Genomic DNA, 15681 nt, shown 5'->3' with positions numbered 1-15681 from the left:
CATTACATAGTAAAAGGAGGGAGCATGATGAACTTTCCATTTCATGATAAAACTCTGGACGGACAGCATATTTTAATTACCGGGGCGACCGGAGGAATCGGTTATGCCGCGGCGAAAGCAGCCGTTTCAGCCGGTGCCCGCGTGACGATAACGGGCAGGAATGAGGAAAAATTGAGTGAGGTTAGGCAGGCTTGCGGCGAGGATAAGGTATTCGCGGTGAAGGCGGATTTGACCAAGCCCCAGGCGCGGGACCAGCTCGTTGAGTTTGCCGCGAACGAATTCGGCCCGATCACCGGGCTCGTCAACTCGGCCGGGGTCGGCGGCGGGGACATCGTTGAAAGCCTGTCTGAAGATGATCTGCGCGGCACGATGGAACTCAATTATTTTTCACTGGTCGAGCTTACACAGTCCATCTATAAAAGCATGAAAGAGAACGGCAAAGGGGCGATCGTCAATATTTCTTCCCTCTCTGGACTCCGGGGAACGCACGGAAACTCGGCGTACAGCGCATCCAAGTTTGCGGTTGTCGGCTTCACACAGGCATTCGCCCTCGAAGCCATCGAACAGGGCGTACGTGTTAATGCGGTCTGCCCGGGCTATGTGGATACCGAAATGGGCCGGAACGCCATCAAGTCCAAGGGCGAGCGCCACGGCCGCAGCTACGAGGAGCAGCTGGAGCTTGCCAAAGAGAGTATCCCGTCCGGCAGGCTGACTTCTCCTGAAGAAGTGGCGAACACGATTGTCTATCTGTTGAGTGATGCCGCCGGAAACATTGTTGGTGAATCGGTCAAGATCTCGGGCGGCAGCGTGATGCGCTGATTTTTCTTCTAGAACCCGTCGCTTTTTGAAGCGGCGGGTGCCTTATTTAAAGCGAACACTGATTTTTTTATAATAAGACGGCTGATCTTATCAAATTTCTTCCTATAGTTGTCCTCGTTCAGCACTTTATTTTCAACTTCAGGAGATTTCTTTTCAACTTTTGCTTATTTATTTTCAACTTTACCTCTTTTCTTTTCAACTTTTACCATTTTATTTTCAACTAACCGAATCAACGCTTCCAGCCTCCTTTTTTAGCTAATCCTCCCTTTCCACCCAAAAATTAGTCCCTTCCACCCTTCACAAAAATATCCACTCTATAGTTTAATGAATAGTACATTGGAACGATATTAAACAATGAGGTTGTCATTTTTTTAATGAAGGTTTCTTTATATACTAAAAGCAGGAATAGTATCCGCCGCTTTTTTTTTAAACATTTAACCGAACATACGTTCTAATGGTGGTGAAAAAAATGGACTCATTGAAAGAGAGATTTTACCGTATCTATCCGGATTTAAGAGGAAATAAAGCAGTGGAATCGTTTATGACCCGGCCCGAACACCAGGAACTTTTGAAAGAATTTTTATCGTCGCCAAGCGCATCGGCGGAGGGTTGCCTGAATGAAGCTTTCAAGGCTCATTATTTCGGAATCAGATTCACTTCCTATGTCAGTTCATCCTTATATTTTCATAGTGTCAATTTTGATAAAAAAATCCGCCTTCACCGCGGCAGGCAGCTGCTGACCCTTGATCAGCCGCTCGGCGGGGAGGAAGACGGGACGTTTAAAGACATGATTGCAGACACTGAAGAGCACCTCACCTTGCCCGTACAAAGCCTGGAAGATGCCATCAGTGATGAAACACTGCTGCATGCCTACAGAAAACTCACCGACAGACAACGGAGGATTCTTGACCTTGCATACGTAGAAGAGTTAAGCGATACGGATATTTCTAAAATTCTGCGTGTTTCCCAGCAGGCGGTCTCTAAATCCCACAAAAAAGCCCTGGCCAAATTAAAAGAAGAATTAGAGAAAGGAGAACAAGAATGAACGCACTTTATGACATGGTAAAAGAAGCGCAGGATAACAGCCATTATGAAGTGGACGTGGTGCATACCTTCGAGCCAAAAATTAAAAAGTCGCTGCGTTTGACTCATCAGGAAAATCGGGAAGATCTCGAACAGGAACTCAGGATCAAAGTGATCGGGTATGTACGAAGCTACTCACTGGAAGATGTCCCCGGACTGTTTGATTTAATGAAATGATCAGAGTCACTCTATTTAAACTGACTTAAGATGAAGAAGGACAAGTAAACACGGCGCCCCTCGTGTTTATTTGTCTTTTTTTGTTCACTGACAACCCTCCCTCCCCAGAAAAGTTTTTGAAGATAGGTTGTAAATCCCCTCCCTTCGTCTTCTTTATAACGTGTAAGGCAAGCAAAACAGAGTAAGCGCGGCAGGGATGGCCGCCCTTACCCTGCATCCCTTTTGGCTGTCTCACCGCCCAATCCCGCACCCCACCGCTTTAAAGCACCGCGGGACGGGCCTTCAAATCATTCAATCTACTAATCTACTAAACCTGAGGGAGAGATGCTTTTATGAACTGGACTAGAACAATGAGAAATGGTGACTCCGGCAGTGATGTAAAGGAACTTCAAATCCGCGTTGCAGGGTGGGCTTCTGATTCTGCTTCACAGACCAAGGTAACAATCGATGGAGACTTCGGACCGGGAACGGAAGCCGCCGTGAAGCGATTCCAGCGCGCATACGGGCTTTCGGTTGATGGCATTGCCGGCCCGCAGACTCACACTCAGCTGAATGCCCTTGAAAGCAGCGACGGCTCTACCGCCCATTTCAATTTCAGTGAATTCCACTCAAAAGACGGCAGCGGTTTTTCGGGCGGGAAAGTCGGTTCAACCCAGGTAAAAGAAAACGTCCGCCGCTTGATGTACAAACTTGAAGCTCTCCGTAAGAAGCTTGGCAATGTTCCAATCACCATCAATTCCGGCTTCCGCAGCATCAATCACAACAGCAATGTAGGCGGTGCTTCGAACAGCATGCACACATATGGAGTGGCGGCAGACACCGACCCTTCAGGCAAAACACCTTCCCAAACAGCCGAAGCCGCAAAGACATGCGGATTCAGCGGCATCATCACATACAATACATTTGTCCATGTCGACAGCCGAATCGAGTATCCATACGGCTCGCAATTCTGGTATTGGGCATAGAAAGGGGGACGATGAGTATGCCAAAGATCGTACTAGATCCAGGACATGGCGGGAATGACCCGGGAGCGACGGGACACGGCCTGCAAGAAAAGCAGCTGACCTTGACCATTACAACTAAGGTCCAGACCCTTTTGGAAGAACAATATATCGTTGACGCCATCTTAACGAGAGATTCAGATGTCTATATAGGATTATCAGAACGGGCCCAGTTTGCCAACGGGCTTGGTGCAGACTACTTCGTCTCCTTCCATCACAATGCAGGAGGCGGGACAGGGTTTGAAAGCTACATCTATCCCGGCACCTCCGGGACAGAAACGGGAAGACGACAGGACGTCCTCCACGCTGAAATCATGAAATTCTATTCAGGCTACGGCCTTCGTGACAGAGGACAGAAAGAAGCAAACTTTGCTGTCCTGAGGGAGACCGCGATGCCAGCGATTTTACTTGAAAACCTATTCATCGACCATGCAGGCGATGCTTCCTATTTAAAAGATCCTGCATTTATTCAAGGTTTGTCCCAGTCCATTGCCTCAGGGATTGCAAAAGCAGTCAACCTTCAGCCTTAACCAGATCTGACAGATCTACAGAAAGCATTACCGAACAATTCCTAAGGAGGTCTCGCAATGGAATATTCTGTGTTCATTCAATTACTGGGCAATTTCGGTTTTCCGATTGCAGTCACTCTTTTTCTGCTCGTCAAACTTGAAAAGAAACTCGAACAACTTGAACTTGCCATCCACGCCTTATCCAAAGCCTTTTCAAAACAAGAAGGCAAGATCGATAAGTAGAAGCACCTCAACGATTGAAAAAAGAGAGAGCCGAAGCGGTTCTCTTTTTTTTTATGGATTAAATATAGTTCAGTCAGTCATAATAGGATGATAAAATCGATGATGATTGCATGTCTTTGAAAATTGAAATGATTATGGTTTTAAACGTATAAAAGCCTTCCCTGTTATTTTTCGCAGGAAAGGCTTTTTCTCATTTATTCTTCCATCGTCAAAGAACCCAAATCCACTTCGTACAGCTTATCATCATTTGCCTTGGGGATTCCCCGGCCGTCGGTGTTATTCGATACAAAATAGAGGGTGTCCCCTTCGACCAGTACGTCACGGATCCGGCCGAACCCCTCGATCAGAGTCGTCACCTCTCTCGTCGCAGGATCAAAGAGTTTGACACTCTGTCCGCCAAGGGCGGCAAAAACGAGCTTATCCTTCCAGAAACCTGCTCCCGATGGTGCCCATGAAGGCTCTCCTGAATGGGCAAGGGGTGACACCATCCCTTCGGCTGTTTCGTCTCCGGTGATCTCCGGCCAGCCATAATTCTTCCCGGCCTGGAGGAGGTTCACCTCATCGTAGCCGTTAGGTCCGTGCTCTGTGCCATACAATTCCCCTTCATCATTCCAGGCCAGGCCTTGAGGGTTGCGGTGGCCGTATGAATAAACCGGGGAGTCCCCGAACGGATTGTCATCCGGGATGCTGCCGTCCAGGTTGATCCTCAGGATTTTGCCTCCAAGGAAGGACAGCTCCTGGGCTTTTTCTTCCTGGGTGGCATCCCCCGTGGTGATGTAGAGCTTCCCGTTCGGCCCGATTTTCAGCCGGCCTCCGTGATGATACTGTGCCCCGCTTGGGATCTTATCAAGGAGGACCTCTGTTTCATTCCAAGCCTCTTCTGACCTTTGGAGCACCACCACCCTGTTATATGGTGTTCCGTCTTCATCGTTATAGGTGTAGTAGGCAAACGCCTGCTGATTCTCCTTGAAATCAGGATGAAGGACCAGCCCCATGAATCCTGCTTCCGGCTGACTGGCAAGCGGTTTGGAGAGGTTTACTTTCTTCTCGGTCTGCTTGCCGCCCTTGATTTCAACGATACCGCCTGTCCGTTCTGTCAGGTAGAAATCCTCTCCATCCTTGACAATCGACCATGGAATGGAAAGATTCTCGGCCAATACTTTATGTTCAGTTTCGCGCTTGCTGACTGACTCGCTTTCTTCTTCTTGTTGTCCTCCGCATGATGCCAGAATGAGCAGAAGTCCGATCGTCACTGCCAATCTTTTTTGAAATAAAATGGATCTCATCGGTCACTGGCTCCCTTTTCATTTTTTCATCAGTATGGACAAGTTTTGAAGCGTTCAATCTATTTCACAGGGGATTGAAGGGCCTCCCTGATGGCTTTGGCCACGCCGTCTTCACGGTTAAGGGCTGTTTGATACGTACAGTATTCCTTGATTTCATCAAGTGCGTTCCCCATGGCGACCGGTCGGCCAACCACTTTCATCATCGACAGGTCATTCAGGTTATCGCCCATTGCCATCGCCTGCTCCGCCGATAATCCTTTGTCCTTTAAAAGCTTCTGCAGGGCAAAGCCTTTTTGCGCGTCAATGCTGTTCACTTCCAGGTTTTCCTTACCTGAGGAGCTGACCGCGATCCCCCCGATGCCTTTCAGCTTTTCATTCGCTGCCTTCAGCTGATCATCGTCAAAAGAAAAAACGAGGAATTTATATACGAGCTGGGATTCGTCATTAAATATGTTCCCATAATCTTCGACAAGATTGATATGACCTTTTTCAAAACGTTCACGCGCGGCCTGCCTCACTTGTTCCTCGGTCACTTCAGGATTGGCTGTCGTAAAAATATCGACGATCAGTTCAATGCCCATCTCATAGTTTTCCGTATAGGTACCTTTGTCTGTGTAGACTTCAAAATAAATACCTGTTTCATTCAGGGCTGCTGCGATATCTTTGGCGTGATCAGACTGGATGCCGGCCTGATGGATGATTTCTCCGTCCTTGTTTCTGACCTCTGCACCATTTACACAGATGATATCGCAGAAAATGCCGGCATCCGCCAGGACGTATCGCGCTTCTTCGTAAGAACGCCCCGTTGCCACCATGAATTCAATTCCTTGCTTTTGAGCTTCTAGGATCGCTTTTTTATTGGCTTCACTGACTTCTTGATGTTCATTTAATAATGTTCCGTCCATATCGCTGGTTATGCTTGTAATCATTGTCCGTCACCTTTCATTTCTGTATTTTTCTGATGATGTTTTATTATAGCTTTTGCTCTCTGTGCTTTTGTTATTTAGTCATTGTATCAAAACACTTTCATTTTTAACATTCTTCCGCCTTTATGCATGTTATTTGAATGTTCATGCATGTTTTGGTTGAGGTTGGGGTATGAGAATAATAGGCAGGTACGCACAAATATAAAAGGAGGGATTCTGCATTTGGAGAATCGTACATATTTAAATAAAGTTTTTTGGATATCCGGAATTGTCGTTGCCATTTTAGTTGTATTTGGGGCAGCATTTCCTAAGCTTTTTGCCAAAGGGGCAAATGCAGCTTTTGGTTTCACTACATATGCATTCGGATGGTTTTACTTATTAGCCGTTCTCATTTTTGTATTATTTTTATTGGCCCTGGCCATCAGCAAGTATGGAAAGATACGTCTCGGACGGGACGACGAGAGGCCTGAATACCCGTTCTTCACGTGGATCGGGATGTTATTTTCCGCCGGATTCGGTATCGGCCTTGTTTTCTGGGGGATTGCAGAGCCGATGAGTCATTTTTTTGAAACCCCTTATCCTTCGACAGAACCACTGACGAAAGAAGCGGCACGTCTTTCGATGGCTTATTCCTTTTTCCACTGGGGGCTCAGCCAATGGTCGGTGTTCGCAATCGTTGGACTGATCATTGCCTACTTCCAGTTCAGGAAAGGGGAGAACGGCTTGATTTCCACCTCCCTGTCCCCGATGTTCGGCAAGCGTAAACGCGCCAAAGGAATTAAAAACACGATTGACATCCTTGCCGTCATCGCGACCGTCATGGGGGTTGCCACGTCACTCGGACTTGGGATCTTGCAAATCAATGGCGGGCTGAATACCGTATTCGGGATGGATGACAGCACCCTCTCACAATTATTGATCATTTTGGTGCTGTTGATCCTCTATTTGACATCATCCACTACTGGACTCGACAAGGGGATCAAATGGCTCAGCAACCTTAATCTGTCACTGGCTCTCCTATTGATGGTCTTTGTCTTTATCTCCGGACCGACCGTTTTCATCCTTAATACGTTCACGCTTGGAATCGGTGATTATATCACCAACTTCATCAGGTACAGCCTGCGCCTCACCCCTTATCAAGGCGGATCATGGGTGCAGGACTGGACGATTTTCTACTGGGCATGGGCCATCGCCTGGTCCCCGTTCGTCGGGGCCTTTGTAGCGAGGGTCTCAAGAGGACGGACCATTAGGGAATTCATTATCGGGGTGCTGGTCATCCCGCCGATGATCGCTTTATTATGGATCGCCGTCTTTGGCGGAACGGCCCTGCATTTCGACTTATTCGGGGGCACGTCCATCGCTGAAGCCGTCAACCAGGATGTGGCCAAGGCATTGTTCACGACATATGCAGAGCTGCCATTTACGATGCTCTTGAATGTTCTGTCCATCATTTTGATCTTCACATTCCTGATCACGTCAGCCGACTCGGCCACGTATATCCTGAGCAGCATGACAACAGAAGGAAGCCTGCATCCGCCGATGTTTGTAAAAATCGTCTGGGGCGTTCTCATCGCAGCGATCGCAGCCGTTCTGCTCCTATCAAGCGGCCTCGAAGGTCTGCAAACCGCCTCCCTCGTATCGGCTCTGCCATTCACGGTCATCCTGCTGCTCATGTGCTTCACCCTCTACAGACTGCTGAGGAAAGAAATAAAACCAAAGCCGAAAGTTCCTAAGAAATAACTGCACTGAATCAAATGCCCGGTTTCTCTTTTAAAGAGGGACCGGGCATTTATTATTTAAGAATGTTATTTACTGGATAATACTCAGTCGGATTTACAAATAAAGTGACATTAAACATTATTTGTAAATTGAAAGTCCTGATTGGATTAGAGCGGAAGGCATTTGGCTCCGACGGGAGATGGAGGAAAGGTCGCGACCTGTCCAGCTCCGGTGAGGAGGCTCGACTTCCTTCCCGCGGAAAGCAAATGCCTGAAGCGCAAAGGAACGGTCAACGATGTACGATCCAAATAAAATAATAAGAAAATTTATAATTTTGAAAGGGTTTTCACATATCATTATAGAAGAATAGGAAATGGGATGGTTTTATAAAGAGAAATAGACAAAGGGGAGGAAATGAATTGAAACCGCTAATTTCATTATCAAATAGGATTATGCAGAGATATCTGCCTGATCCGTTTCTGTTTGTGGTCATCTTGACCCTCGTTGTGTTCGGGCTGGGGCTGATTTTCACAGACAGTACAAGCATGCAGATGGTTCAGTTCTGGGGTGAAGGATTCTGGGCACTCTTGGCATTCTCCATGCAAATGGTGCTGGTGCTTGTAACCGGTTATGTACTGGCAAGCAGTCCGGTCTTTAAACGCTTTCTGGGCTTCCTTGCTTCTTTTGCCAAATCTCCAGGCTCCGCGATTGTCATCGTGACGGTTGTGTCGATGATCGCAAGCTGGATCAACTGGGGATTCGGCCTGGTCATCGGTGCGCTTTTTGCAAAGGAGCTGGCAAAAAGGGTCAAAGGTGTCGATTACCGCTTGCTGATTGCGAGCGCATATTCAGGGTTCGTTGTCTGGCATGCAGGTTTTTCAGGCTCGATTCCATTATCGATTGCAACCGAGGGGCATCCATTTCAAGATCTGATCGGTGTGATATCGACAAGTGAAACGATTTTTGCTTCATTCAATCTCATTATTGTTGCCGTTTTATTCGTCGTCCTGCCGATTACGGCGAGGCTTTTGATGCCTCCGAAGGATGAAACCGTAACGGTCGACCCTTCATTATTCAATGAGACAGCTGCGACCGTTGAAACGGGCTCGCTGACTCCTGCTGAAAAAATGGAAAACAGTATGGTTCTTTCCATGATCATAGGGGTTCTCGGTGTGCTTTTCCTTGGATATTATTTTGTAAAAAATGGGTTTGCCCTTAACTTAGACATTGTAAACTTCCTGTTCCTGTTCCTCGGAATCATTTTCCACGGGACTCCGCAACGTTTTCTGGCTGCGGTTCAGGAGGCGGTCAAAGGAGCGGGTGGAATCATCATACAGTTCCCTTTCTATGCCGGGATCATGGGAATGATGACTGCATCAGGTTTGGCAGTGGTCATGTCAGAGGCGTTTGTATCGATTTCAAATGATGTGACGTTCTATTTCTTTGCATTCCTCAGTGCAGGAATCGTCAACTTCTTCGTGCCATCGGGGGGCGGGCAATGGGCCGTTCAGGCTCCCATCATGCTCGATGCTGCCCAAACCCTTGATGCTTCAGTGGCTAAAACAGCCATGGCAGTGGCCTGGGGAGACGCTTGGACCAATCTGATTCAGCCGTTCTGGGCATTACCGGCCCTTGCGATTGCCGGATTAAAAGCTAAGGACATCATGGGGTATTGCGTATTTATACTTGTCATCAGCGGAATCATCATTTCGCTTGGATTGCTATTTTTATAACGTAATTGATGAGGCTGGCTTCCATTTAACCGGCCAGCCTCCGTCAACTGCAGGATTCTATTTATTGGCATAAGCAATTTGGTTTAGGGATGAAATGAACAGGGTAAAAATCGAATTGTGTCGAATAATCACAGCGGCTCTATTTACACACCGCGCTGCCCCTGTAGAAAACGCTTAAATGCCCAAGGCATGAATTACCACCTAGACAAACTTATATCTATACATTAAAATGAATAATGTTTCATTCGAAGCATAAAGATCATCAGAGGTGAACATATGAATCAGCAACGTTATCCACTCATTAGTCATTTACGATTTATCATTCCTTCATTAATAGGAATCTTTCTTTTTATCATTCCCATTCCTAAAGAGGATGGAATTACAATTCCGATTGCCATCTTATCCGGCTGGCTGCAGGAAAACATCGGAACATTTGTCCCTGCGATCATGACAGGTTTGATTGTTTTAACCGTGATCGGGACGTTTATTACAAAATTTGCTCAACCGGATGCTATTAAGAAGTCGCCATTTTTCTATAATCTTTTCAATGTACCGACGGTTTGGGTGATTGTAAGAGTATTAGGGGCTGTTTACGCCATCATGACCCTGTTCAAAATCGGACCTGAATGGGTATGGTCGGATGTTACCGGAGGACTTCTTCTCAATTCTGAAGGGCTTCTCACTATTTTATTCTCCGTCTTTTTATTTGCAGGGCTGTTCCTGCCTTTATTATTGAATTTCGGATTACTGGAATTATTCGGTGCTTTATTAACGAAGATCATGAGACCACTTTTCGGATTACCGGGACGTTCTTCCATCGACTGCCTTGCTTCATGGCTCGGTGACGGAACGATCGGGGTTCTATTGACAAACAAGCAGTATGAAGAAGGATACTACACGAAGAAAGAAGCAGCCATCATCGGAACGACTTTCTCTGTTGTATCAATTACCTTTAGTTTAGTGGTCATTTCTGAAGTAGGACTAGGAGACTATTTCATTCCGTTTTACCTAACGGTGGCAGCTTCCGGTTTGATTGCCGCAATCATCCTGCCGCGCATACCGCCTTTATCCCGCAAGCCTGATACGTACTACAACGGCCAGGAAGGAAAAGACACAATGGAGGTCATTCCTGAAGGCTACACGCGTTTTGGCTATGGATATAAGTCGGCGCTTGTACAGGCCAAGGCTAATAATAGCGTGACGAAATTCTTTGCGGATGGAATGAAGAACGTACTCGATATGTGGATGGGTGTTGCGCCAATCGTTATGGCGATCGGTACGACGGCACTGATCATCGCGGAGAACACACCGTTTTTCGAATGGATTGGTATGCCTTTCATCCCACTATTAGAGATTCTGCAGGTTCCTGAAGCAGAAGCAGCATCAAAGTCCATTCTAGTCGGATTTGCCGACATGTTCCTGCCGGCGATCTTCGGTTCCGGGATTGAAAGTGAAATGACACGATTTGTGATTGCGTCATTATCTGTTACACAGTTGATTTACATGTCTGAAGTCGGCGGGTTGTTGCTTGGTTCAAAGATCCCTGTAGACTTTAAAGATCTTGTGATCATTTTCTTACAGCGTACGTTCTTGACATTGTTGGTCATTGTGGCGATTGCGCATATGATATTTTGATAGTTAATCGTTTAAAACCAGGTTCCTTTTGGGGGACCTGGCTTTTTTATGTGGAAAACTTAGTTTGTATTCCTTTCGAGTGCTTTTAATACCGCTTTTGATTTCCGTGGAAGACTTCGCTTTCCGCGGGTAGCCCGTGAGCCTCCTCGTCGCTGCGCTCCTGTGGGGTCTCACATTAGCTACTTTGCCCGCAGGAGTCTTCGTCTTCCACTCCAATCAAAAGCTGGAACGGATAATAAAAAGAACAAGCTTAAACAGAGACATAAATACTGGTTGAAATACCAGCCACTCCTTCTTCAACTAAAAAAGACCGGCACGTTTTGCACCGGTCTTTCACTTATTATTCTTCTATATATCGCGGAAGCAGCACATCTACTTTTGTCCCTTTATTGACTTCCGATTCGATATGGAGGCTGCCTTTGTGGTCTTCCAGGATTTTTTGGCTGATGGTGAGTCCCAGTCCCATTCCTTTTTCTTTGAGGGTGAAGAACGGTTCGCCGAGGCGTTTCAGCCGTTCTGGCGGGATGCCTGTACCTTGATCCAGGACGGAGACGTTGATATGTTTCTCTCCGATTGTGCAGTCGACCGTTATTTCGCCTTCATTCATGGCGTCGATTGCGTTTTTTACGATATTGATGAGAACCTGGATGATTTGATTTTTGTCCCCGTAGACTACCATTGGGGTTTCCGGGCGATTTTCCTGGATGTTAATGCCTTTCAGAATCGCTTCATGGCCCATCACTTTTGTGATGTAATCAAGGACTTCCCTCATATCGAACGGTTTGAATTCCCTCATTTGAGGCTTGGATAAGATCAACAGCTCTCCCACGATTTGGTTGATGCGGTCCATTTCAGAAGACATGACGGATAAATAATTTTCAGCCACATGTTCGTTCTCTTCAAGCAGCTGGATGAATCCTTTGATGCTTGTGAGCGGATTCCTGATCTCGTGGGCAATCCCGGCTGCCAGTTCACCTACCACCGATAGCTTTTCTTTCCTTAAGAGCATTTCCTCAGCCAGTTTCTGCTGTGAAATATCCCTGCCGATGATGACGAGGCCTTTCCGGCTGCCATCCTCATAATAAAGTGGTACTTTTATGACATCGAAGGTCTTGAACTCCCCATTTGGAAGATAAAACCCTTCTTCACACCTCGTCACTTCCGCTGCTTTCCAAGACTCTTCATCAGAATCGACACAATAGTTGAAGGCGTCTTTGAAAAACGGAACCAATTCACCCAGTTCACGGTCGGTTTTTCCGATATAATCGATACTCTCCAGGTTATAGAGCTGCCTGCCGAATTGATTGACCTTGAGCCAGCGCCCCTCACCGTCTTTAAAGCACACGAAGTCGGGGAGCGAGTGAAGCAGGGTCGACAGCTGGTCCTTGTCTTCGATCAGTTGGCGATATTCTGTGAAAAAGACGGTTGCTGTTCTTTTCATCTTAAGTAAAAAGAAGCCGCCGAGTGTCAAGATCAAAAGGGATAGAATGAGATCCCAAGGTCCATCCAGCAGCAGCACGGCGAGGAGCTGAAGGATCAACAGTAAGCCGGCCAGCGCCACCAGATGATTAAATTGTTTATTTCCGATCATAACCTTATTTTGTTTCATGACACCACCTGCGCTATCTTTTTCTTTTATCATACATGATTTCTTCATTTTCCAAGTACTTTACTTGTATTATTCTATAATTCTTGGAAATTTACAAATAGGAAAATAGAGGGTTTTTATACTTGAGGTTATTTTCATGTAAGACTTCACTTCATGCAGGTATATAAAAAAAGATTGATCACCTTAACAAAAGAAGGCGATCAATCTTTCTATGATTATTTCGTTTTTAATTTTTCCAGCATGTCGGCTGTCATTTTTGCAAGATCGTAGCCTGCTTTGAAGCCCCATTCGGCTTTTGCAGCGCTTGAGTCGATGGCGTCAGGCCAGCTTTCTGCGATTGACTGGCGGACAGGGTCTACGTCGTAGTCCAGCTTGAATTCCGGCTGGTGTACGCGGATCGCTGCTGCCACATCCTCAGGTGCGATGCTCATGGCAGAAACGTTAAATGAGTTGCGGTGCTGAAGCTTAGAGGGATCGGCTTCCATCAGGTCGACGATCGCCTGAAGGGCATCAGGCATATACATCATGTCCATATGCGTTCCTTCACCGATGTAGGACGTGTAAGCGTTGTTCTTGATCGCTTCGTAGTAAATTTCCACCGCATAATCCGTCGTTCCTCCGCCAGGGAGAGTTTCATAGGAAATCAAGCCTGGGAAACGCAGTCCTCTTGTATCCACTCCGAACTTGTGGAAGTAGTAATCGGATAAGAGCTCACCTGATACTTTATTCACTCCGTACATCGTCGTTGGACGCATGATTGTATCCTGCGGTGTCGAGTCTTTCGGCGTGGTGGGTCCGAATGCGCCGATCGAGCTTGGTGTAAAGAACTTGCAGTCCAATTCCCTTGCCGCTTCAAGGGCATTCACCAATCCGCCCATGTTCAAATTCCATGCAAGCAGAGGCTTCTTTTCTGCGGTAGCCGATAATAATGCGGCCAAGTGAATGATTGTATCGACGTTGTTCTTTTTGGCGATGTCGAACATCTTTTCTGCATCCGTCACGTCCAGTTTCTCGAAATGACCGTCTTGAACGACGTGACTGTCCGTTTCGCGAATATCCGTTGCAATGACATTATCGGTGCCATATTCTTTTCTAAGCTTTGCGGTAAGCTCAGAACCGATTTGACCCAATGCCCCTGTTAGTAAAATCTTTTTCATTCTGTTTCCTCCTGCTAAGAAAGCACGCAGCCGGGCAAACGAGGCCCTCGTTCATCCGGCACGGTACCGTATATATTGTGATGTCTGGTTTAGATAATACCCATTTCCTTGCCGACTTTTTCATACGCAGCAACCGCCTGATCGAGCATCTCTTTCGTATGAGCTGCTGACGGCATGTTTCTCACACGTCCGGTTCCTCTTGGGACGGTCGGGAAGACGATGGATTTTGCATAAACGCCTTCTTCGTACAGGCGCTTACTAAAGTCTTGCGTCGCTTTTTCCTCTCCGATGATGACCGGTGTGATCGGTGTCTCACTGTCACCGATGTCAAAGCCGAGTTTCTTCAAATTCTCTTTTAAATATGCGCTGTTTTCCCACATCTTGTCCTGAAGCTCTGTGCTGTTCATGAGAAGGTCAAGCGCTTCTGTACATGCCGTTACGTCTGCAGGTGTTAAAGAAGTCGAGAATAGGAATGGACGTGAGCGAACTTTCAGCCAGTCGATCAGGTTCTGTGTTCCTGCGACATATCCTCCGACTACCCCAATTGCTTTTGAAAGGGTACCCATCTGGAAGTCGACTTTATCCTGCAATCCGAAGTGCTTCACCGTTCCGGCACCTTTTCCAAGAACACCAGAGCCGTGGGCATCATCCACATATGTCATCATATCGAATTCTTCTGCAATCTCCACGATTTCAGGAAGTTTACAAACGTCTCCGTCCATGGAGAAGACACCGTCTGTGATGATCATGATTTTATTGTATTGGCCGGATTCCTTCGCTTCCTTTGCTTTAGCACGGAGATCCTCCATATCAGAATGGTTGAAACGGATGATCTTTGCTTTTGAAAGACGGCAGCCGTCGATGATCGACGCATGGTTCAGTTCGTCTGAAATAATGGCATCGTTTTTATCCATGACCGCGGAAATTGCCGCCATATTACAGTTGAAACCTGATTGATAGGCAATCGCCGCTTCTGTTCCCTTGAACTGCGCCAGCTTTTCCTCAAGCTTCACGTGCAAATCAAGCGTTCCGTTGATAGTACGTACGGCACCCGCACCTACACCATATTCTTTGACCGCTTCGATTGCTACTTTTTTCAGGCGTTCATCTGTTGCCAGGCCCAGATAGTTGTTTGAGGAAAGGTTCACAAGCTTCTTTCCTTTGATCGTGATGACCGGTCCGTTCGCACCTTCCAGCGGATCGATTTCATTGTATAAACCTCGTGATTTTAAATCTTCCAGGTTTTCTGTTAAAAAAGAATCAAGAGTTTTGCTTGTCATAGGAATATCCTCCTTCTTTTATGTAAGCGCTTTATAAACAATTGTCCACTCCAAAAATACAGTAAATAACAGATATTTCTATACATTTCCTTGTTTTTAATCTACTTTTTAGTTTAACATGTTTTTTCGTGATGGACAAAAAAATTCTTCATTTTATTCATATATTTAGTGTTCCCGATTAATGAAAAAAACTGCAGTTTTTTGTTGAAACTGCAGTCTTTTTCATGTTGTTTGTTATCTGGATCATTTTAAACGAAGATTGCCTGTTGGACGCCGCTTTTGATTTCCGTGCAAGACTTCGCTTTCCGCGGGCGAGCGGGGAGCCTCCTCGACGCTCTGCGTCTCCGGGGTCTCCCCAGCTTCGCTTTTCCCGCAGGAGTCTTCGTCTTGCACTCCAATCAACCGCTGGAACGTCTTATAATCAAGGTTCTTCCTTGACCTTACAAATAAACAATGCTTATTTAAAAAGACGGCCTAATCACCAGCATTATGAGGTCGTCTATT

The 15681-nt window shown here is 46.5% G+C and carries 14 protein-coding genes and 1 pseudogene; 9 read left to right on the top strand and 6 right to left on the bottom strand.

The window, feature by feature from the left end; genetic code table 11:
* Positions 1-24: 24 nt before the first annotated feature.
* The 6 genes from HWX64_RS12810 (at position 25) to HWX64_RS12785 (ending at position 3832) form a co-directional block, all read left to right on the top strand.
* Positions 25-819, top strand: coding sequence for an SDR family NAD(P)-dependent oxidoreductase (locus HWX64_RS12810; protein WP_368495586.1), 795 nt, complete (start codon positions 25-27; stop codon positions 817-819).
* 469 nt (positions 820-1288) lie between these two features.
* Complete coding sequence (locus HWX64_RS12805) at positions 1289-1864, top strand: sigma-70 family RNA polymerase sigma factor (protein ID WP_175989950.1); 576 nt, start codon at positions 1289-1291, stop codon at positions 1862-1864.
* Positions 1861-2079, top strand: a complete 219-nt coding sequence (locus HWX64_RS12800) for a hypothetical protein (RefSeq protein WP_175989949.1) — start codon at positions 1861-1863, stop codon at positions 2077-2079. The genes HWX64_RS12805 and HWX64_RS12800 overlap by 4 nt, the downstream gene beginning before the upstream one ends.
* 332 nt (positions 2080-2411) lie before the next feature.
* The gene (locus HWX64_RS12795) at positions 2412-3044 is read left to right on the top strand and encodes a D-Ala-D-Ala carboxypeptidase family metallohydrolase (RefSeq protein WP_175989948.1); all 633 of its coding nucleotides are present in this window, start codon (positions 2412-2414) and stop codon (positions 3042-3044) included.
* Between the two features lie 17 nt (positions 3045-3061).
* Positions 3062-3610, top strand: coding sequence for an N-acetylmuramoyl-L-alanine amidase (locus tag HWX64_RS12790; protein WP_175989947.1), 549 nt, complete (start codon positions 3062-3064; stop codon positions 3608-3610).
* A 57-nt stretch (positions 3611-3667) separates the two neighbouring features.
* On the top strand, positions 3668-3832 hold the full coding sequence (locus tag HWX64_RS12785; protein WP_175989946.1) for a YvrJ family protein: 165 nt from the start codon (positions 3668-3670) through the stop codon (positions 3830-3832).
* Positions 3833-4026: 194 nt separating this feature from the next.
* On the opposite strand, the gene HWX64_RS12780 is transcribed toward HWX64_RS12785, so the two are convergent.
* Positions 4027-5118 (bottom strand): sorbosone dehydrogenase family protein, encoded by a 1092-nt coding sequence (locus HWX64_RS12780; protein ID WP_175989945.1) that lies wholly within the window; start codon positions 5116-5118, stop codon positions 4027-4029.
* Positions 5119-5177: 59 nt separating this feature from the next.
* Positions 5178-6047, bottom strand: a complete 870-nt coding sequence (locus HWX64_RS12775) for an HAD family hydrolase (RefSeq protein ID WP_175989944.1) — start codon at positions 6045-6047, stop codon at positions 5178-5180.
* Between the two features lie 219 nt (positions 6048-6266).
* Between HWX64_RS12775 and HWX64_RS12770 the strand changes: the two genes are divergently transcribed.
* The 3 genes from HWX64_RS12770 to HWX64_RS12760 all read left to right on the top strand — a co-directional run bounded on the left by HWX64_RS12770 (position 6267) and on the right by HWX64_RS12760 (position 11131).
* Positions 6267-7784, top strand: a complete 1518-nt coding sequence (locus HWX64_RS12770) for a BCCT family transporter (RefSeq protein ID WP_254871146.1) — start codon at positions 6267-6269, stop codon at positions 7782-7784.
* A gap of 431 nt (positions 7785-8215) precedes the next feature.
* Positions 8216-9496: a short-chain fatty acid transporter gene (locus HWX64_RS12765; RefSeq protein WP_175990718.1), complete on the top strand. Its 1281-nt coding sequence runs from the start codon at positions 8216-8218 to the stop codon at positions 9494-9496.
* 276 nt (positions 9497-9772) lie between these two features.
* Positions 9773-11131, top strand: a complete 1359-nt coding sequence (locus tag HWX64_RS12760; protein WP_175989942.1) for a YjiH family protein — start codon at positions 9773-9775, stop codon at positions 11129-11131.
* Between the two features lie 340 nt (positions 11132-11471).
* Here the strand turns inward: HWX64_RS12760 and HWX64_RS12755 are convergent, their stop codons facing one another.
* The 4 genes and pseudogenes from HWX64_RS12755 to HWX64_RS21960 all read right to left on the bottom strand — a co-directional run bounded on the left by HWX64_RS12755 (position 11472) and on the right by HWX64_RS21960 (position 15579).
* On the bottom strand, positions 11472-12740 hold the full coding sequence (locus HWX64_RS12755) for an ATP-binding protein (RefSeq protein WP_254871145.1): 1269 nt from the start codon (positions 12738-12740) through the stop codon (positions 11472-11474).
* 215 nt (positions 12741-12955) lie between these two features.
* Positions 12956-13897, bottom strand: a complete 942-nt coding sequence (locus HWX64_RS12750) for an L-threonine 3-dehydrogenase (protein ID WP_175989941.1) — start codon at positions 13895-13897, stop codon at positions 12956-12958.
* A gap of 89 nt (positions 13898-13986) precedes the next feature.
* Positions 13987-15177 carry a glycine C-acetyltransferase gene (locus HWX64_RS12745; protein ID WP_175989940.1) on the bottom strand — a complete coding sequence of 397 codons (1191 nt, stop codon included), beginning with the start codon at positions 15175-15177 and terminating at the stop codon, positions 13987-13989.
* A gap of 178 nt (positions 15178-15355) precedes the next feature.
* Positions 15356-15579, bottom strand: a pseudogene (locus tag HWX64_RS21960) (hypothetical protein).
* Positions 15580-15681 lie beyond the last annotated feature (102 nt).

Source organism: Bacillus sp. Marseille-Q1617 (assembly GCF_903645295.1).
Lineage (GTDB): Bacteria > Bacillota > Bacilli > Bacillales > Bacillaceae_B > Rossellomorea.
This window is presented reverse-complemented; position numbering and strand designations above follow the sequence as displayed.